At 45.8% G+C, this 19,891-nt stretch carries 15 protein-coding genes; 5 read left to right on the forward strand and 10 right to left on the reverse strand.

The features are described from left to right. The first annotated feature begins 39 nt into the window (after positions 1 to 39). Entirely contained in the window at positions 40 to 948 is a 909-nt protein-coding gene (locus L1D44_RS08330) for a LysR family transcriptional regulator (RefSeq protein WP_239889694.1), read from the forward strand. 21 nt (positions 949 to 969) lie between these two features. Here L1D44_RS08330 and L1D44_RS08335 read toward each other — a convergent pair whose 3' ends face one another. Continuing rightward, entirely contained in the window at positions 970 to 1,503 is a 534-nt protein-coding gene (locus tag L1D44_RS08335; RefSeq protein WP_239889695.1) for a peroxiredoxin-like family protein, read from the reverse strand. Between the two features lie 100 nt (positions 1,504 to 1,603). Then, positions 1,604 to 2,140, reverse strand: coding sequence for a nuclear transport factor 2 family protein (locus L1D44_RS08340; RefSeq protein WP_239889696.1), 537 nt, complete (start codon positions 2,138 to 2,140; stop codon positions 1,604 to 1,606). A 469-nt stretch (positions 2,141 to 2,609) separates the two neighbouring features. On the opposite strand from L1D44_RS08340, the gene L1D44_RS08345 reads away from it, so the two are divergent. Then, positions 2,610 to 3,932, forward strand: coding sequence for a hemolysin family protein (locus L1D44_RS08345; RefSeq protein WP_239889697.1), 1,323 nt, complete (start codon positions 2,610 to 2,612; stop codon positions 3,930 to 3,932). A 267-nt stretch (positions 3,933 to 4,199) separates the two neighbouring features. On the opposite strand, the gene L1D44_RS08350 is transcribed toward L1D44_RS08345, so the two are convergent. The 3 genes from L1D44_RS08350 to pepA all read right to left on the reverse strand — a co-directional run bounded on the left by L1D44_RS08350 (position 4,200) and on the right by pepA (position 11,319). Further along, positions 4,200 to 5,429, reverse strand: a complete 1,230-nt coding sequence (locus L1D44_RS08350; protein ID WP_239889698.1) for an EAL domain-containing response regulator — start codon at positions 5,427 to 5,429, stop codon at positions 4,200 to 4,202. Then, positions 5,426 to 9,418 (reverse strand): transporter substrate-binding domain-containing protein, encoded by a 3,993-nt coding sequence (locus L1D44_RS08355; RefSeq protein WP_239889699.1) that lies wholly within the window; start codon positions 9,416 to 9,418, stop codon positions 5,426 to 5,428. Before L1D44_RS08355 ends, L1D44_RS08350 begins: the two co-directional genes overlap by 4 nt. Positions 9,419 to 9,810: 392 nt before the next feature. Next, a complete protein-coding gene (gene pepA, locus L1D44_RS08360) occupies positions 9,811 to 11,319 on the reverse strand; it encodes a leucyl aminopeptidase (RefSeq protein ID WP_239889700.1) in 1,509 nt (502 codons plus the stop codon). Positions 11,320 to 11,542: 223 nt separating this feature from the next. Here pepA and lptF point away from each other — a divergent pair, with 223 nt between their 5' ends. Both lptF and lptG read left to right on the forward strand, forming a co-directional pair. Continuing rightward, positions 11,543 to 12,658 (forward strand): LPS export ABC transporter permease LptF, encoded by a 1,116-nt coding sequence (lptF, locus tag L1D44_RS08365; protein WP_239889701.1) that lies wholly within the window; start codon positions 11,543 to 11,545, stop codon positions 12,656 to 12,658. Next, the gene (lptG, locus tag L1D44_RS08370) at positions 12,655 to 13,713 is read left to right on the forward strand and encodes an LPS export ABC transporter permease LptG (protein ID WP_239889702.1); all 1,059 of its coding nucleotides are present in this window, start codon (positions 12,655 to 12,657) and stop codon (positions 13,711 to 13,713) included. Before lptF ends, lptG begins: the two co-directional genes overlap by 4 nt. Positions 13,714 to 13,868: 155 nt before the next feature. On the opposite strand, the gene L1D44_RS08375 is transcribed toward lptG, so the two are convergent. From L1D44_RS08375 to L1D44_RS08390, 4 genes are all read right to left on the reverse strand, one after another. Then, positions 13,869 to 14,378: an RDD family protein gene (locus L1D44_RS08375; protein ID WP_220769132.1), complete on the reverse strand. Its 510-nt coding sequence runs from the start codon at positions 14,376 to 14,378 to the stop codon at positions 13,869 to 13,871. A 71-nt stretch (positions 14,379 to 14,449) separates the two neighbouring features. Further along, positions 14,450 to 14,704, reverse strand: a complete 255-nt coding sequence (locus L1D44_RS08380; RefSeq protein ID WP_202720540.1) for a DUF2960 domain-containing protein — start codon at positions 14,702 to 14,704, stop codon at positions 14,450 to 14,452. A gap of 45 nt (positions 14,705 to 14,749) precedes the next feature. After that, positions 14,750 to 15,229 (reverse strand): GNAT family N-acetyltransferase, encoded by a 480-nt coding sequence (locus L1D44_RS08385; RefSeq protein WP_239889703.1) that lies wholly within the window; start codon positions 15,227 to 15,229, stop codon positions 14,750 to 14,752. Between the two features lie 69 nt (positions 15,230 to 15,298). Next, on the reverse strand, positions 15,299 to 16,789 hold the full coding sequence (locus tag L1D44_RS08390; protein ID WP_239889704.1) for a carboxypeptidase M32: 1,491 nt from the start codon (positions 16,787 to 16,789) through the stop codon (positions 15,299 to 15,301). Positions 16,790 to 17,285: 496 nt separating this feature from the next. On the opposite strand from L1D44_RS08390, the gene L1D44_RS08395 reads away from it, so the two are divergent. Further along, positions 17,286 to 19,112, forward strand: coding sequence for a S8 family serine peptidase (locus L1D44_RS08395; protein ID WP_239889705.1), 1,827 nt, complete (start codon positions 17,286 to 17,288; stop codon positions 19,110 to 19,112). An 84-nt stretch (positions 19,113 to 19,196) separates the two neighbouring features. Here the strand turns inward: L1D44_RS08395 and L1D44_RS08400 are convergent, their stop codons facing one another. Beyond that, positions 19,197 to 19,835 (reverse strand): DUF2913 family protein, encoded by a 639-nt coding sequence (locus tag L1D44_RS08400; RefSeq protein WP_239889706.1) that lies wholly within the window; start codon positions 19,833 to 19,835, stop codon positions 19,197 to 19,199. Positions 19,836 to 19,891 lie beyond the last annotated feature (56 nt).

Consider the following 19,891-nt stretch of genomic DNA (forward strand, 5'->3'; position numbering starts at 1 on the left):
GTTTGAATGCTGGGTTGACCAATTAGATTGGGAGTTTAGATGGATCAATTAGGTGCAATGAAAGCCTTTGTGCGTGTGGTACAAACCGGTAGCTTTTCTGCTGCAGCCAGAGAGCAGAATACTACGCAGGCTACAATCAGTAAGAAAGTCGCTGCCTTAGAGAGTCTGCTAGGGGCAAAATTACTCACTCGCAGCAGTCGTGAGCTTTCGATGACTGAGGTCGGTGCGGTTTATTATGAAAACTGCGTGGCGATTATCGCTGAGCTCGATGAGGCGCAGGCTCAGGTGCGATCTCAGCAAGCGTCACCGAAAGGTATTTTGCGCGTTACGGCACCTGTAGTTTTTGGCTGTCAGTTTATTGCGCCTATCTTGGGTGACTTCCTTAAAAGTTACCCTGAGATAAAAGTCGATCTGATGCTCAGTGATAAGCATGTGGATCTCGTCGCCGAAGGAGTCGATGTCGCTATTCGTGCTAAGCAACTCGAGGATTCCTCCTTGGTGGCAAGGCATCTATTCGATAATCCTTTAGTTGCGGTAGCTTCGCCACAATACCTAAATCGTTTTGGCGAGCCTAAAGCGCCTTCTGAACTCAAATCCCATAACTGTATCGTCTACTCGATGTTGAAGTCGGTCAATATCTGGCACTTTGAACAGACTGGTGGAAGTGTTGATGATATTGCGGTGCCTGTGAGTGGTAATTGTCGCTGTGATAATGGCGAGGCGATATTACAGTTGGCACTAGATGGTGTTGGTATTGCCCAGCTACCGACCTGGATGGTGGATGAACATATTGAACAGGGGAAGCTAAATAGAATTATGCCTAATTATCTTTCTCACCCCTTACCTTTCAATGCTATCTACCCCCAGAGTCGTTATGTGCCGTTAAAAGTTCGCTGCTTTATTGATTATCTAAAGCAGCGTTTAGCCGAAGACTCAAGCTATCGCTAAGCGCTGTAATCAGCTCTAGGATTAACGATAAGTGCCACGGATAGGGTAATTATTTTCAGGGTCACGGATAAAGGAGAGTCCTGATAATAAAGTGGCGAGCTCTGGACGAGCAAAGGGCCCATTGGAAATATCAATGAGTTGTACTGTGCCTTTGTCGTTAATCACAAACAAGCCGGGCTCGGCAAAGGGATGATCGGTCTCTTTTTCTGAGCGCGGGTGAGAGATATAAAGCCCAAGCTGCTGCATATGCTCAATAGTGAGGTTGTAAGCGATAGGGAAGCTGACTGTTAATTGAGTCTTGTGAAACTGTGCCTGCTCGAGAGAGTCGGCCGATGCGGCAACGATATCGATGCCTAACTTCATAAAATCAGCTGCTAACTTTTCCAGCTCATTGAGATAGCGCGTGCACAGTGGACAGTGCTTGCCACGATAAATGATCACTAACCGCCAGTCATAACCTGAAGCGGGCGTACCAAGAGAGATTGACTCGCCCGTTAAGGCGGGCAGTTGAATGCTAGGAAAGGCCGCTCCTGCAGTAAACTTCATTGATGCCATATCATTATCCTTATTAGGCTTATAGCCCGCAAATGTGTACCCGTTTTTAGGAGGGATAAAGGTCTGTGACGGCCTTTATCCACCTACTGCTGTCAAAAGATTAGATTGAGATGTAATTGTAGCTGTCATCTTGATGATTGCGTTTACCGCGGTATTTATCGCTGAAATTATCGGCCCAAATTGCTGTGGCATTCTGGCTTTGGTTCCAGTCGAATACGGTAGAGCGATGTTTAATCTTCCATACACCATCACGGCGCTCGAAGCGGAAATGGTGTCGGCCACCTAAGATGCCCTCTTTATCGACACCGTCCTCTTCATGTACATGGTAGGCCCAGACATAAGCTTCAGCGGTAGCAGTATCACCATCGATCTCGATAAGAGGATTACTAATTCTGTGCTGTGTGGCTTTTAAGGCCCTGAAGCCTTCCATTGCAGGCTCAACAAATTGATGAGCGTTATCATTGTAAAAGAATAGCTCTGGGAAAATAGGATCTTGATGTTCCTCAATGGCATCTTCCCAGTAGGTTGATTTCATTAAGTCGCCATCGACTCTATCTAGCGCACGAGCGAATTTGTACATAAGCTCGGTCATCTCTTGTTTGTCTAGTAACTGCTGAAGTTTTTGCTGCATATCCATGGTGGGATCCTCGTGTCATTTTCATTTGGTTTAATTAGCCGCCGAAACTCAAGTTGCCGAAGGCGTCAATGGGCTGTTAAAGCGATGGCAAGATATTAGCTATTCTCTTTTGTTTTGATAACTAGCGTTATATCTATAGCAGCTATTCCTTTATGGAATGGCGGGGGTGGTTTGTGCTCTAAAAAGTTGTGGAATTTGATGGGTATGAAAGTAATTTGTGACTATTTTCTATACAAATAAGGGCTTGGGTGAGGCTCTTAATATCTGCCGATATGATAAAAATTTAATCGATCACATTGGTCAATTTATTAGCTGGTGAGTTCTCTGTATTGGGGATATACTCCGCGATCGCGCCAATAGTGATTGGTCATTATTCGTTGTTCTACTATTAGGGAAGTCAGTACCGCTAAGAACAAATAATGATATGCAGTAAAGGGATAGTGTGTTTTTTGTTTTGGTAAGGTGCTAGATGAGCTTCTTTGATAATGCTGTGATTATATTGATCCTGATTGGAGTCAGTTGTTTTTTCTCTATGTCTGAAATTGCCCTTGCGGCTGGGCGTAAAATTCGTCTGCGTCAGCTTGCGTCTGAAGGAGATGCACGGGCAGACAAGGTGTTGCTGCTGCAATCTCAGCCAGGTAACTTTTTTACCGTGGTACAGATTGGCCTGAACGCGGTAGCCATCATGGGCGGTATCGTGGGTGAGTCAGCCTTTACGCCTTATTTTCACTCGTTCCTTTCAAGTTGGTTGAGCGGCCCTTGGCTAGATAAGATGAGTTTCTTACTCTCTTTTGTCTTCGTGACTAGCCTGTTTATCTTAATCGCTGACTTGATGCCTAAACGTCTAGCCATGGCGTTTCCTGAAAAGGTAGCCATGACCTTTGTTGGCCCTATGATGGTCTGCATCGTGGTACTCAAGCCTTTAGTGTGGTTCTTTAACGGCTTAGCTAATTTTGTGTTCCGTGTTCTGCAAATTCAAACGGCACGTAACGATGCGGTGACCTCCGATGATATCTATGCGGTGATGGACGCAGGCGCAGAAGCGGGTGTACTCGATAAAGGCGATCAGCTAATGATGGAAAAAGTGTTTGAGATGCAAACCATTCCAGTGACTGCAGCCATGACGGCTCGTGAGAGCTTAGCGTATTTCTTGCTACAAGATAGCGAAGAGGAAATTAAGGCCAAGATTGCCCAGCAACCTCACTCTAACTTCTTAGTCTGTGATGAGCAGTTAGACACAGTTGTGGGTATTGTTAACGCTAAGAAGTTACTTATCTGCTTAATTAACGGTGAAAACATAAGCCTTAAAGATAAGAACTTGGTGAGTAATTGCTTTATTATTCCAGACACCCTAAGTCTGTCGGAGTCGATGGATTATTTTAAGAATTGCCGAGCGGATTTTGCGGTAGTCATGAACGAGTACTCTTTGGTTGTGGGTGTAGTGACGGCTAAAGACTTACAAGATGCGGTGATGGGCGCCTGGTCTTTACCCGAGAGTGAAGAGCAGATCATTGCCCGCGATGAACGTTCTTGGCTGATGGATGGCGTGACACCGATTATTGATGTTATGCGAGCGTTAGATATTGAAGAGTTTCCGCAAAACCATAACTACGAAACCATCGCCGGATTTATGATGTTTATGCTGCGTAAGATCCCAAAGTGCACTGATGCGGTTGTTCATGCTGGTTATAAGTTCGAAGTGGTCGATGTGGATAGCTATAAAGTGGATCAACTGCTGGTCACTCGTATCGATGAGTCGAGTAAGGCTGAAGAGTTAGAGCTCAAGGCTTAATACTTAAGGCTTGGCGTTAAACCTAGCTCTTTACACTCAATAATGGACGCAAGATGCTGTAACGATTGAGTCTAGTCAAAGGTGAGTCAAATCTGACTCACCTTCATGTTTATAATTATTACCGAATAGCCATTTTCAGCTACCAACTCACGACTCTTAATACAACGTTCACTTCCCACTCTCTACTCTTTACTCACTATTCTTTACAAAGAATGAATCTGTGTGGCTGAGCTTGATAGGCTTGTATCGCTCGAGCGTAGGAGAATCTTAGGCGTGATAACTTGCTATCTTTTGCTGTAGCTGATGTTTATCAACTTTTAGTAACCAGCTTTGATGCCAATCAGTTAGGCGTTCAACCGGCATCGGTGCTGCTATGTAATAGCCTTGTGCTAAGGTACAGCCTAATAATTGCAATCGCTGCCACAAGGCTTGGGTCTCAACGCCTTCGGCTACCGACTTAAGCTCGAGTCGAGTGCTCAACAGTAAGCAAGCCTCAACAATGGCCGCTGCCGTTTTGCTGTTTTCCATAGCTCTAATAAAGCTCATGTCTACCTTTAGTGAATCAAAAGGCAGGGTATCTAGCAGGGTCAAGGATGAGTAGCCTGTACCAAAATCATCGATAGATAGATTAAAGCCGTGCATCGCTAGACGTGAAGCCGACTTCAGTGCTCTGCCGGTATTTTCCAAAGCATCTGATTCGGTGATTTCAAAATAGACCTGCTTACATAGGTTGGGCTGTTGTTTGGCAATATCCAGTAATCGGTCGACGAAGTGGCTATGCATTAAAGTCATAGGGGTGATGTTGATCGCCACCGAACGACCTGCAAGATGCGCTTGGTGTTGCAAGATGTAATTGACACTCAAGAGTGCTAACTCAGCATCTTTTTGCATCTTACTCAATTGAGGCAGAAAACTGGTTGGCGGTAATACTCCCAAGATCGGGTGGACAAAGCGAATTAGTGCTTCACAAGATTGCCACTCGGCGTTATCGAATGCGACCAAAGGTTGGAAGTAGGGCTTTATCCAGCCCTGTTCAAGGGCGTGCTCAAGTTCTTTCTCGGTGAAGGCTTTACTCTTTATTGAGCCATGACTGGCAAATGTTGAATTTGTCAGATTCTCGACATAGGCCAAGTGTAATAGCTCTTTGAGGATATTTATCTTTACGGGCTTGCTAATGGCACCAATCACTTTTAAGTGATAGCTCATACACATTTTCTGTACGGTATCGAGTACGATCTGATTGCTGGCACTAGTGATAATGATGGAGCCGGTAAACATGAGTTCACTGATATGACTCAAGAAGGTAATTCCATCCATCTCAGGCATTTTCAGATCGCATAGCAGTATGTCAGGTTTGAAGTTTGCCATTATCTGTAGTGCTTCAACACCAGAGGCTGCAGTTCTAATCTGCGAAATCTTAGGTGTTGTGATCAGTTCGAGTTGCATTTGCATCGCTTCGCGCTGAAATAGATGATCTTCAATCAGTAAGATTTTCATTTTAACTTGTTTACCTGGTTAGAGATCTGCGCGATTAATTTTTCTAGCTGTACCAGCAACTCTTTTATTGCATCAATATCTTGCGTCGAAGCCGCAGTTTCTATCTCGGCGCAAGTGATAACGAGGAGCTCACATTCAATCACACCCGCAGCGCCTTTGAGTTTATGAGCGCTATGGGCGGTGGCGTCAAAGTCGTGTTCTGCGACTGCTTGATTGAGTATTTGCATATCACTGTCACAGGTTGCAATGAACTTAGTCAGTAAGTTGATACAAAGCTGCAGATCGCCGAAGTTAGCCTCAAGCGCTTTGATATCAATAACGGCGAGATCATTGAGGTCACACTTGAGCGTTTCGCTGGAGCTTGCTGCAATAAAAGTCCTATCTTGCATCGATGGCTCGTGTTGTTGAGCATGATCTGCGATGGGAGCTTGCTGAGCCTCAACTAAGTAATTATTGAGTACGTTCTGCAGCTGCTCTAAGGTCACTGGTTTTATTAAATAATCATCGAACCCATACTGGTGGCAGCGGGCTTTTTCACTCGATATGGCATTAGCCGTGAGGGCGATAACACCGAGACGGTTCAGTTTTTCTTGTTGTTCATGCTCTCTAATAGCACTCACTAGACCGTAACCATCGAGTTCAGGCATGTGGCAGTCGGTCAGAACCAGGTCGTATCGATTCTGTTTATAGGCCGTAAGCGCCTGCTGACCGTTATCAAAAATATCACCAAAGTAGCCTAATTTACTCAGTTGCATACGGATCACATCTTGGTTAATTGGGTGATCTTCTGCAACCAGAATCAGTCTGTTGCTCGCGATGGCTTGCTCACGGGTGATAGCTTGCTCAGGTTGGTTTTGTTCTGCACTAGGTTTGACGTCAAAAAACTCTGGTTTAGTGAGTAGGTGCAATAAGTGCTCAGGGAGCAGTGGGTTAACAGACAGTGCCCAACCTAGCTCTGCGGGTGTTGGCGAGAGCATACTCTGTCTTCTGAGTTGAATGACTTGCACATTGGTAAGGTTGCGTTTGGCCCAGCTTGGGGTCAATGCATGTAGCTCACACCAATCCTGAGGTAAAAGTAAAACTTGAATTTTTGCTTTGGCTACATGCGCTGCTAGTGCTGCTTTATTCTCTAGGTGTTGTAGATTGTAGGCGGTACATTGCCAAGCGCGCAGATACTCACAAAGCAGATCATAGTCGCTTTCATCCAACATCATGACACCACAGCGCTTGTTGACTGTGGAAGGAACCTCTACAGCGGCAATGGGGAAGGTAAGCGTGAAACGGAATGTGCTGCCTTGGCCTTGCTTACTGTTGACCGAGATCTCGCCGCCCATTAGTTTGACTAGCTGTTCACAGATAGATAGTCCCAAGCCTGTTCCACTAAAGCGACGTTCGCTACTGAGATCGACCTGTTCAAACGGAATGAATAGTTTGGCGATATCCTCTTCACTGATCCCTATGCCGCTGTCAGTAACTGCAAAGCTGATCGTTTGCTCTTTATCTGTTGCAGAAACCAAGTCTACAGATAACCAAATTTCGCCCTCAGTTGTAAACTTAGAAGCATTATTTAACAGGTTATTTAGTACCTGCTTTAGGCGCAAATTATCTAAGTTTAATGAGTAAGCAAGTTTGGGGTCTAGCCATAACTTAAACTTAATGCCTTTGCGTTCGACATGGACAATATGGGGTTGAACTAACTCACTGATAAAGCTGCTTAACTGGCATACTGCGGGGCTTAACCCTAGCTTACCCGCTTCTATTTTAGAGAAATCGAGTACATCATTAACAATGTTGAGTAGGTTATTGCCTGAGTGGGTTAGGTTCTTATGGATCCCATGAAGTTCGCTACTATTTAGGTGTGGAGTCATCAACTCTAACAAGCTCAAAATGCCGCTAATTGGGGTGCGGATCTCATGGCTCATCATGGCAAGAAAACGAGACTTAGCCTCGGTTGCTGACTCTGCAATCAAGCGCGCTTCATCGAGTTCTGCTTGCTTCTCTTTGAGCAAAGAAATATCTACGAGGGTGTAGGTCCAATGTCTATTTTTATCAACTTTAGTGCAGATCCCAGTGAGCTGGAACCAAGAGATCTTGCCGTCAATATTAAGCTTCATCGTTGTGTATAGAGAATCACAGAAGCGAGACTCTTCGATATCTTCTAAGAAATCATGCTCATCTGCGTGCTTAGCCAGGAACTCCATCAGCAGACTAGGTGTTTGATAGAGTTGCTCGGGGCTTAAGCCTAGATATTTTTCGATATTGCCACTGACATAGCTCCAAGAGATATCATCCACATCGTCACCGTAGCGAATTAACTGCGCAACGATGCCACCAAAGTTATTGTTAACTAGGCGCAGCTCTTTCTCGATGCTATGACGCTGTGCGATCTCATTTTTCAATTTTCTGTTGGAATAGACGATAACTAAGAAGATGCTTACGCTGCCGCCGAGAAGCAGTAAGATCCAGCTCGGGATTTTTTCATAGGAAAAATCACTGTTGATACTGATATCATTCCACTTATGCTTGATTGCTTCTAGCTCATCCTCATGAATTGCCGCCTTAGCCTTATTTAAAATTGAAGCTAGTGTTGCTGAGTCTTTGTTGACCCCGAAGCTAATGGCGCGGGTATATTCGCCGATAGGGTTTGGAGTTAACTTTAATTGTCCCAAATAGCGAATGCTGAGGACTGAGCTGGCCTTCGATAGAGGCAATAGCCCTACCTCTACCTTACCTGCAAGAATTGCATTGAGTAGATGTTTAGTTGAATTAAAAGTCGTTATTTCCGCCTGTGAAAAGTACTTGGCTGTGTCTATATGTTGCTGGTGTAGATTTAATAGGCCAAGTTCCTTAGTGTTGGTAATTTGCGCTGTGATTAAGTTATTTGCGGTGACGGCAACCCATGGATCTTTTGTATAGGAAGACGTACAGAGAACATAGTCCAAGCTGTTTTTTTCACAGGTGAAAGCGGGGATGAGGTCGAAGTTGTTCTCGGCAAAGTGCTGTTCTAACTGAGTACCACTATAGGCTGTTGACTCGATGTTAAGATTCAGGTTTTCGGCCACAACTTTTAAGATGTCTACGCTCATACCATCCATTTCACCCATATCATTAGTAAATGCAAATGGATAATTATCGGCTGAATAAAGCACTTTTAGCACTTTCTGATCTCGTAGCGCATTGAGTTCGGGTTCGGTTAGATTTAAGTCGTGCTGTTGATAGACATATCTAATTTGTGAGCTCGTGAGCCAGGTCTCGTATAATTTAGTAAATGTCTCATTAGGTATGAGTTTTAACCCTTTATTTAAGTCGTCGATCAACTCGCTATTTTTCATCGTTGCCGCGAAATGGAGCTGGTCGAATGGCATATCGTTCAGTAGCTTGATATCAAGCTTATTTGCGGTGTCTTGGTGGGTATGTAAATAATCCAAAGTAATAGCGTTACCTATATAGGCATCGGCCGCATGATCGACAACCGCTGAATAAGCCTCTTGGCTACCAGAATAGCCTGTAACTTTTAATTGGCTACCTGCCGAGTTTGATAACACCTCATTGATGGCGAACCCCGTTTCTGTCGCTATGTGCTTGCCTTTTAACTCTATAAAGCTGCTGACATTAGTATCATTGGTAATGGCGGCGTAGGGGAGTAGCATCAGGGGTGAGCTAAAGTGCATCCACTCCATTCTTTCTGGCGTCATCGAGACACCCATAATGATGTCAATTTCATCGTCACGTAGTGCTTGCAGCACTTCAATATAGGTCGGATAGCTTACTATCTGTGTTCGGTAGCCGCTGTTATTGGCGATCTCTTGAAATAATGATGGCAGAAGGCCTATCATTTTTTTCTCTTTAGTGACGTAGGTAAAAGGTTGCCAGTCAAAAGCTGGGTAACCAACTCTAACGACTTGCTCTTCGTTTACTGAAGGCATTTCTTGCGCTGTTGTGCCTATGGAAACGAAAAAGAGAATGAATACGAATAATACCTGACGCATACAGCTGCCTTAAATTGGGTGAACACAATGATTAAACTTGAAATGTCTATGCACAGTCAGCGGACACTGGCGATGGGAGCTCGCAGTGGAATCGACAAAAATTTATGACTCGAGTGTGGCTGGTGTCAGTGTTTGGCTCTAGAAAAGGGGGCTTAAAACTGAGGCTGTGAAACTTGCGCGTATTGTAAACTTAAATTTTTCTCTGTCGATATTTTACGAAAAATATATTGTCAGTTAGCTCTCATTTTTTAGTTGTTTGCAACAAATGACTTAAGCATGCCCTAGGCGGGAAACGGCCTTTTGTTGAGGTGTGTAGCAGCAAATAAAAAAAGGCTAAACCACTCTATCTAACCGTGGTTTAGCCTTTACCGTGTAAGTCTGTCTTACTGGAATTACTCGCCCTGCTCGATACCCGCTCGGTTGATCAGGAACTGAGCCAATAATGGCACAGGTCGTCCAGTCGAGCCTTTATTGGCGCCACTGTTCCAAGCTGTACCTGCCACATCAAGATGGGCCCAGTTGTACTTCTTAGTAAAGCGAGACAGGAAGCATGCGGCGGTAATTGAACCAGCTGCACGGCCACCTAGGTTGGTCATATCGGCAAATGGGCTTTCCAAGTGCTCTTGATACTCATCCCATAAAGGCATGCGCCATGCGCGGTCACCACTTTGTTCACCGGCATTGAGTAGCTCGTGGGCAAGTGGGTTGTGACCTGAGAACAAGCCAGATGCATGCTTACCTAAAGCGATGACACAGGCGCCTGTTAAGGTTGCTGTATCGACAACCAGCTCAGGGTCGAAGCGCTCGACATAAGTCAGTACATCACACAATACCAAGCGGCCCTCTGCATCGGTGTTTAACACCTCTACGGTTTGGCCTGACATAGTAGTTAAAATATCCCCTGGGCGATAAGCATTACTCGATGGCATGTTTTCACAGCCAGCCAAGATCCCGATAACATTGATCGGCAGCTGCATCTGACAGAGTGCCTTCATGGTACCGATCACACCCGCTGCACCGCCCATGTCATACTTCATCTCATCCATGGCTTCGCCAGGCTTAAGAGAAATGCCGCCCGAGTCGAAAGTTAGGCCTTTACCCACTAGCACAATCGGCTTTTCGGTATTATCGACTGCGCCCTTGTACTCCATGATGGTCATCACTGACTCATTATGGCTGCCACGGCCTACAGCTAGGTATGAGTTCATGCCTAGGGCTTCCATCTGCTCTTCACCGATAGTGGTTACCGTTAGGTTCTCAGTATTTTCGGCGATTTGACGGGCTTGAGAGGCTAGATAAGCTGGATTACAGATGTTTGGCGGCATATTTGCCACATCGCGGCAAAGGTGCATACCAGCAGAGACGGCCATACCGTGCTCGATGGCGCGCTCGCCTACGGTCAATTCACGACGAGTCGGTACATTAAATACTAATTTACGCAGCGGACGACGGGTTTCGCCTTTGCGTGTTTTTAATGCATCGAAGCTATAAAGACTGTTTTGTGTTGTTTCAACGGCTTCACGTACTTTCCAGTAGGTATCGCGTCCTTTGACATGTAACTCGGTAAGGAAGCAAACAGCCTCCATAGAACCCGTTTCATTTAAGGTATTGATGGTTTTGGTGATGATCTGCTTATATTGACGTTCATCAAGCTCACGCTCTTTACCGCAGCCAACGAGCAAAACACGCTCGCTAAGTACGTTTGGTACATGATGAAGCAACAACATCTGTCCTGGCTTACCTTCCAAGTCACCACGACGAAGTAAGTTGCTGATATAGCCTTCACTTATTTTATCTAACTGTTCGGCGATACCGGACAAGCGTCTTGGTTCGTATACACCTACAACGATACAAGCTGAGCGTTGTTTCTCTGGACTGCCGCTCTTTACGCTAAACTCCATGAGCTCTCCTAGATTCTTAAAGACAAATTTTATTATTTATTAGATAATGTCTGCTTATGCCCAAAAAGGGCCGAAATATGGCGCACTCAAGATCTTTCTTTTCGAGTGTTTTCCCTGGCCATGTTATGTAATTGTTGGTTACAAAACTACTAAAAGTAGACAGTCTACATGAAAGTTGTATTGATACCAGCATAAATGAAAGTTTGGAGACCGGATCCTCACTGTGATTGTATTTAGATACCTGATTCGAGAAGTTTTAAAAGCACAAATTGCAGTACTTTTAGTGCTGTTAGCTATTTTTATTAGCCAACATTTTGTGCGCGTGCTTGCTGATGCCTCCGATGGCGAGTTTCCTGCATCTCTCGTTATGACCTTACTGGGTCTTAACATGCCATTTCTCACAGTTTTAGTGTTACCGCTGAGTCTATTCTTGGGGATTTTGCTCGCCCATGGGCGCATGTATGCCGAGAATGAGATGGTTATTTTTCATGGCGTAGGTGTCAGTGAGTGGTATATCACTCGAGTCACGCTATTGCTTGCGGTGATCAACATGGTATTTACCGCGTTCCTATCTATTTATGTAGCGCCTTGGGCCGAGGAACAGCAGAACCAAGTACTAGAACACGCCCAATCTGAGGCGGGTCTTGCGGCGTTAACTCAGGGCCGCTTCCAGACAAGCCCTAATGGTCGTGCGGTACTGTTTGTTGAGCGTATTGGTCGTGATAACCAATTAGACAAAGTATTTGTGGCTCAGTTGCCCGAACCCGATGATGAAACTGGCGTGGCCAATGTGGTAGTGGCGCGTACAGGTAAAGTGGTCGAAGATGAAACCGGTGGCCAGCGTCTGCAGCTTGAAGATGGTGTACAGTACCAAGGCAATCCTAAACGCGTTGATTATCAAATTGTCGAGTTTGGGGGCTATCAAATGCAGATTAAAGAGCAGGAGGTCGATGAGCGCCGCCGTAAGCTGTCTGCCATGCCTATCGGTGAGCTAATGAATATCGATAGCCCGGAAGCTACCGCAGAATTTCATTGGCGCTTAGCGATCCCTCTGGCTATTCCGCTGATGACCCTGATTGCTGTGCCTATGGCACGAGTGAACAACCGCCAAGGTAAGTTCGCCAAGATGTTCCCTGCGATTCTACTCTATTTAGGCTACTTTGGTTTGATGGTGGCTGGACGTAAATCACTAGAAGATGGGGTGATCCCACAGTACTTAGGTATGTGGTGGATCCATGCCTCCGCGTTGTTCATAGGCATATTGCTACTGGGCAAAGAGCGGCCGTTAGGAGCGAAAGTGACGGGCTTGTTTAAGCGCAAAAAGGCGGTCAAGGCATGAGAATATTAGATCTATATATTGCTAGAGTTCTGATTAGTACCTCATCTTTAGCGCTGCTGGTGTTAACCGGTTTATCGGGGATTATTAAGTGGGTCGACCAACTGCGCCTTGTTGGGCGTGGTACGTATACCATGATGGATGCCGGTGTCTATGTACTGTTTTTGATCCCACGAGATATCGAGCTGTTCTTTCCTATGGCCGTGTTACTCGGTGCCTTGATCGGTATGGGTATGCTTGCTTCTAACTCCGAGTTAGTGGTGATGCAGTCATCGGGTTTATCTCGTTTGCAAATTACCATGTCGGCGATGAAGACGGCAATTCCACTGATGATCATCGTTATGATGCTAACTGAATGGGTTGCGCCAGTCGCTGAGCTACGGGCGAAGGAGATCAAGCGCACCAATGTTTCTGGTGGTAGCTTGATTGAGTCTAACCGTGGCATTTGGGCAAAAGATGGGCCGTTATTTGTTAATATTGGTGGTGTGGTCGATAGCCATAATCTGCGAGATATTACCCTGTACGAGTTTAGTGATACGACTAACTTAACCAGCACAGTACATGCAGATTCTGCCGAGTATAAGGACAAGTATTGGCAGCTAACCGATGTGAGAAGAACCACGCTGAAGAATGAGCAGGTCGTGCTGACAAATCTTGAAGAAGATAAGTGGATCTCCTCACTGACTCCTGAAAAGCTGAGTGTGGTATCGGTTAAGCCTGAGTCACTGTCGATAGCGGGTTTGATCGATTATCTCGATTATTTGAAAAATAACAACCAGGCATCTGAGCGTTATGAGTTAGCGCTGTGGCGTAAGCTACTGCAACCTGTAACCGTTGCGGTGATGATGTTGGTGGCTCTATCGTTTGTATTTGGGCCGCTAAGAACCGTTACCATGGGCGCGCGAGTGCTGCTAGGGGTTGTGGCTGGCTTTAGCTTTTATATCTGTAGCGAAATCTTCGGTCCATTGAGTATCGTTTATGGCTTACCCGCATTTATCAGTGCCGGCATGCCCGCTCTGCTGTTTAGTATTGGAGCGCTGTACTTTATTAGGAAGTAGCCTAGCTTAAAAACTGGGGGACTCGCTACAATCATTAAAAAAGCCAATCAACAGGTTAAGTTCTGTAGATTGGCTTTTTTGTTTTGCTCTTTCTCGCTTCTCTAATGAGGACTAAGCATTACAATCTTGTCTGTCTTGCTATGGACTCAGGACGATTAAACACCGTGCCAGTTACGCATCTGGTTGGCTTCTTTTGACAGTACAACCACTTCTGAGCGAGTCATCATATCTTGCAATGCCAGTTTATCGCGGTTAATCAAGATCCATAAGTTACCAATGCCAAGTAGCGACCAAACCAGTCTTGCTGCTGCGGTCACCATACTCAGGTTTTGCCCATTCGGATGTTGGATCTTGAGACGCCATGCACGCATACCTAATGTTTGACCGCCTTTGCTCCAAAAACTGATATAAAACAGGCCGACACAGGCCATAATCCAGCACTGATAAATACCTTTATACAGCGGCGTGCCATTGAGCAAGTCTGACACATGCTCAAAGCCTGCCATATCGATCAAGCCACTGCTGGTTAAGCCGATAAAAATACCAAAACCTATGGCGCCAGCCACCATATATACGGCAACGGCAAGCAATAGATCATAAACGATAGCACCGCAGCGCTTAAAAAAGCCTGCTCGTGGAAAGTTGGCGTGTTCGTTATTGGGCATGTAATGAGTCGTCATTGATATCACTTATTATTAGGTTTATTGGATGATGATGGCGAATACTGGCTTAAGGGTTATGACTTTTTCGGTTCATCTTTGATGTAGTAGATGTCACTAAAGCCAAATCGTGCGAACTCTTTAGCACGGAAGTCTTTCACTGCTGATGATCCCTTTGAGGTCATAGCGATCTGTTGCTCCATCATGAGGTATTGCGTTAAATCAACGCCTTCTGCTGCGGCTACGGCCTCATAGATGTCATGATATTTGTCGTAAGCAAAGTTAATCTCTTTCGCTTGGTTCTTAAACTTATAGGTAATTCTGGTTGCCATGTTTAGCTTCTCTAATGAAATTGCCTCTATGATAGCAAATCTTGGCTATAAGGTATAAACCATATAGCACGCGTCCTCTGGGTAACATGAAAGGTCTTTGTCTATGGCTCTAGCTTTAAAGCCCTGTTTAGCCCAGTAATGGTGCGCCCCCTGCACCGCGACTAGAGAGACATTTGGGTAGTGATGACTGCGGGCAAACGCTATCAGGCTGGTTAACGCGGCTCGTCCCGCTCCTTTGCCCTGTGCCTTCGAAGACAGCGCAATATCATGTAAGTAGAGAGTATTTGGCTTGCCTACCTTAGTCAGCACCTGCTCGAGCGAGGGTGGGCTATCTTGAAGCCAAGGGTGAGCAAGGCAATAACCTATTACCTCATCTTGTGATTCCAGCACAAAACAGCTTTCAGGTGAAGCCAGCCACTTGCTCTGTAGCACCTCAAGAGATTCAGGTTCTATCTGTGGGTAGCACTCGAGTTGGATTTGTAAAATCTGTGGCCAATCGGATGGCGCGATACTGCGTAATTGCATAAAAAGATCCTAAATATGGGCGTCTATTATTCCCATTAACAGGGAAGGGCTAATGGGAATATTGTCACTCTAGCGCGACAAGTAACGGGTTTCTAGATGTTTCTTGAAGTGAGCAGGATTGAGCGTCTCAGCTGTAGATTGACGCATTAGCTCATCGATACTGAGTAGGCTGCCCTGGGACCAGACTTTATCATTTAACCAGCCCATGACACTGGTGAGATTACCTGAGTCTATTAGGTGTTCTACGCAGCCGAGCTCTGTTTCCATCGCGGCTCTAAATTGCGCTGCATACATGGCACCTAAGGTGTAACTCGGGAAGTAGCCGAGCTCGCCAACCGCCCAATGGATATCTTGCATACAACCATTCTTATAATCACCATCGGTATTGATCCCTAATAGTGACTGCATATGCGCCGACCAGAAATCGGGTAGATCGGCAACGGCCAACTCGCCACTAACCAGTGCCTTTTCCGCCTCAAAACGCAGTAATATATGGCACGGGTAGGTGACCTCATCGGCATCGACTCGAATAAGCCCCGGGTTGACTCGAGTGTAGATGTTGGTCAACTGACTATGGTTCAACTGACTGCCCAATGTAGAGGTTAAATGGGGCTCAATCAGCTTAAGGAAAGCAGGGCCGCGGCCAATTTGCATCTCACAAAATAGGCTTTGACTCTCGTGCAGTGCCATCGAGCGCGCTACTCCTGCTGGTTGCCCATGCCATGCCTTAGGTAGACCCTGCTCATACTTCGCATGACCGGTTTCATGGACTATGCCCATCAAGCCACTGGTAAAGTCGGCTTCATCGTAACGTGTCGTTAGACGTACGTCACTGGCAACACCGCCACAGAAGGGGTGACTACTGATATCGAGTCGGCCGCGGTTAAAATCAAAGCCTAAGATGTTCATGACTTCACGCCCTAGCTTGGCCTGACTCTCTGCGCTGGCTGTTGGAATGGTGAACTTAGGTTCAGATTTCTGCTTGTCTTGCACCTGCTGGATCAACTGCGGCAACCAGCTCTTTAAATTGCCAAAGATCTGCTCAAGACTCGCCGTTGTCATGCCAGGCTCGAATTTATCGAGCAATGCATCGTAAGGGGAGACATTTTGCGCCTCGGCGCGAATAGTCGCTTCCTCTTTGACGAGTTGCATTAGGTGTTCGAGATTAGGCTTAAAACCTTGCCAGTCATTATTTTTGCGCTGCTCACGCCAAGCTTGTTCGCAGCGATAGGCGGCCTTTGTCTTAGCCTCTACAAGCTCACCCGGTACAACATTGGCCTGAAGATATTGGTAGCGCATCTCAACGAGGTTAGCCTGCTGCTGTTTTGTCAGCGGTAACTCTCCGGCGTCATTAATGGTCTGCGCCAGCATGGGAGCTGTCTTTAGGGAGTGAATATGTTTGGCAAGCTCAGCCATCGCTGCGCCGCGTGCTTCACCGCCCCCCATAGGCATCATGGTGGCCTGATCCCAATCACCCAGTGCGCTTAGGTGCTCGAAGTGGCTAATGCTTTGAAAGTGCTTCACTAAGGTATCGTAATGAGGGTTGCTTTGTGCGCTCATAGTATCTGATTTCAATCCGGTTATTTGTCGTTATGCTAGCACAAAATTCAATTTTTCAATGGTTATTTCCCTATCGCCAACCTAGGCGCAGCTTGGCATGAGAGTCTCGCGTTATTGATGAAAGGCTGATTTTAACGGCGCTAGCCAAGTTGAATGGACGTAAAATAAAATCAACGTGTTTTTATTCAACTTTTCGATATTTAAATTCATCGGTGGTAAGGACATAGGGCGGTTATTTTTCCCCTTAAATAGATGAGGTTCAGCTGCCGTCACCATTTTGGACGCCTGAATAATACTTTTGAACTATTATTCAACATAAATGTAATCACTAAATGTTACGCTTGTTAATAAATTGTTATTTCATAAGGGCTGTGCTAGGTTGATTTTCGTGTTCCGGTTTTTTTAACCAATAAACCACTAAAAATAAGTTTAAAAAACTAATAATAAATTGGGCTTGGGTTTGCGGCCTAATATCATGATTTTGGAGCGAATAAATATGAGATTAACAAAAGTAGCTACGGCTCTCGTCGCCTTGTCTCTCGGTGTTTCAGCAGGTGCTGCGGCTAGCGAAAGGTATGTTATTCAGGTCGATAATGATAAGAAAGGCGTGATTAAGGCACTTGCTAAGAAGATCGGCGGGGAACTGAACTTAGATGGTAACGGCTTTATCGCGGCGACTTTTTCAGGAAAGGACCTATCTCAAGTTAAAGGTTTACTCAATAATCCACATGTTAAGTTAGTTGAGGTGGATCAGCCTCGTTTTCTGATGTCGTTTAGCGATGATGCGGGTAATCCAATGACTCAGCAAGTCACGCCTTATGCGGTTTATCAATCAAACGTTAATGATATTGGGTTCAACGCCAGCGCAGGTATGAAGGTCTGCGTTATCGACTCAGGTTTAGATAGAAGCAATCAAGATTTTGCTTGGAACAATATCAGTGGTGATAACGATAGCGGCACAGGTAACTGGGACGAAAACGGTGGCCCACACGGTACACACGTAGCCGGTACGATTGGCGCTGCAGATAATAATATCGGTGTGGTGGGTATGGCACCGGGCGTTGATATGCATATTATTAAAGTATTTAATGCCGATGGCTGGGGTTATTCATCTGATCTCGCTCATGCAGCAAACCTATGTAGCGATGCGGGCGCGAACATTATTAGTATGAGTTTAGGTGGTGGAGGCTCGAACTCTACCGAGTCTAACGCGTTTCAATCATTCAGTGATGCCGGTGGTTTAGTCCTCGCCGCTGCGGGTAACGATGGTAATAGTGTTCGCTCTTACCCAGCAGGTTACCCTTCGGTGATGATGGTCGGAGCCAATGACGCAAATGACGCCATTGCCGACTTCTCACAATTCCCAAGCTGTACGACGGGGCGCGGCAAGAAGCAGCGCACCGATACCAGTATCTGTGTAGAGATCGCGGCAGGCGGTGTCGATACGCTATCTACTTATCCTGCGGGTATGGCAACAGCCTCCAACATGAGCCTTGATGGTAATCCGTTAGCCAGTTCTGCAATGGAGAACTCTGGTTCTGTAAATGGCAGTACCTACTTTATGGGAACGGCCGAAACGACAGATTCAAATGCGAATGGTAAGGTCTGTGTTATCGACCGTGGTGTTATCTCATTCCATGACAAAGTACTGAATTGTGAAACATCAGGTGGTGTCGGTGCCATTATCATCAACAATGAGCCTGGCATGCTTTACGGCACATTAGGTGATACAAATGCGACAACGATTCCGGCCGTTGGTGCGACATTTGAAGACAGAGCGTCGATCGTTGCTGCAAGCACTGCAGAGCTTTCAATTGGCACATCTGATTACGGCTTTATGAGCGGAACATCGATGGCGACACCTGCGGTATCGGGGATCGCTGCACGTGTTTGGTCTAACCATAACCAGTGTACGGGTGAAGAGATCCGTGCGGCGCTAAATGCGAGCGCAAGAGACTCGGGGGCTAACGGCCACGATGTGTACTTCGGTCACGGTATTGTTGATGCACAGGCTGCCGATGCATACCTAACGGCAAATGGTTGTTCAGGTGGTGACGGTGGCGGTGATCCTGGTACAGGTGATGGCCTGACCGTAACGACGAATCACTACAAACAAAGAGGCGTTAAGATTGTTGAGCTGAGCTTTAGTGGCGCAGCGGGTAGCAGTGTCGATGTTTATCGTAACGGTACGCAAATTGATACAGCCTCTAGTGCAGCGACTTATACCGACAGCATTAGCACTAAAGGTGGTGGAACCTACACTTACAAGGCTTGTGATACAGGAACAACAACTTGTAGTGCAGATGTCAGCGTGACTTTCTAAGTTTTTCTACATAATAAGAAGGCCTGCTTGATGCAGGCCTTTTTATATTCAAGCAATGCTGAACATACACTTGGTCAAGGGGTCTTAAAGCGCTTGCAGTATCGTGAGTGCTGGCTGTAAGTTTTTTGGCCAAACTTGGTAGGCTTTATGATGCTTGATCAAAGAGCTCTTCTTATTGCCAGGGCTTAGCAGTAAGTTGTGGCGATAAGCCAGCTCGGCGAACTTGGTTTCATCGGCACGAACATAAAGGGTGATTGGTTTGATAATCTCATCACCATCAATGCGCTGAGTAAATTGCTCTTCTGAAATAACCAAGCTATTACAGCCATCGCTATCAAGCTTAAGTTTCTTGGTAACTTCTTCATCGGTGATGACAATCCAATCTTGGCTTTCAAGCTCAGCTAACATTGATTTAAGACACTGACCTAGACCCGTTTGCTTGTCGCTAATATAGCTATATTGCGCCTTAATCTTCTCGAGTAAAGTCTTAAGTTCAGCGCCCGCACCCATGCTGCGGCCTTGACGTACCCACAGAGTTAAATCATCGGCAACTAACTTTGAAAAGGTGCGCTGCTTTAATGCGGTTACCATCCAGCTGCAAAGAAAATGACTCTCAGCTGCGGGTGTTCTTACGCTACTACTCTTAGCGCTCGCTTCAGAAAGAGCCTTAAGTCCGGCATTAGCGAACTCTAAAACAGCTTGGTTATAGGTGATATCTGACATTGTTTCTCCGCCGTGTTGGCGTGATAAAAAGTGACGGCATGAGGATTATACCTAAT

The sequence above is a fragment of the Shewanella sp. Isolate13 genome (assembly GCF_022398325.1).
GTDB lineage: Bacteria > Pseudomonadota > Gammaproteobacteria > Enterobacterales > Shewanellaceae > Shewanella.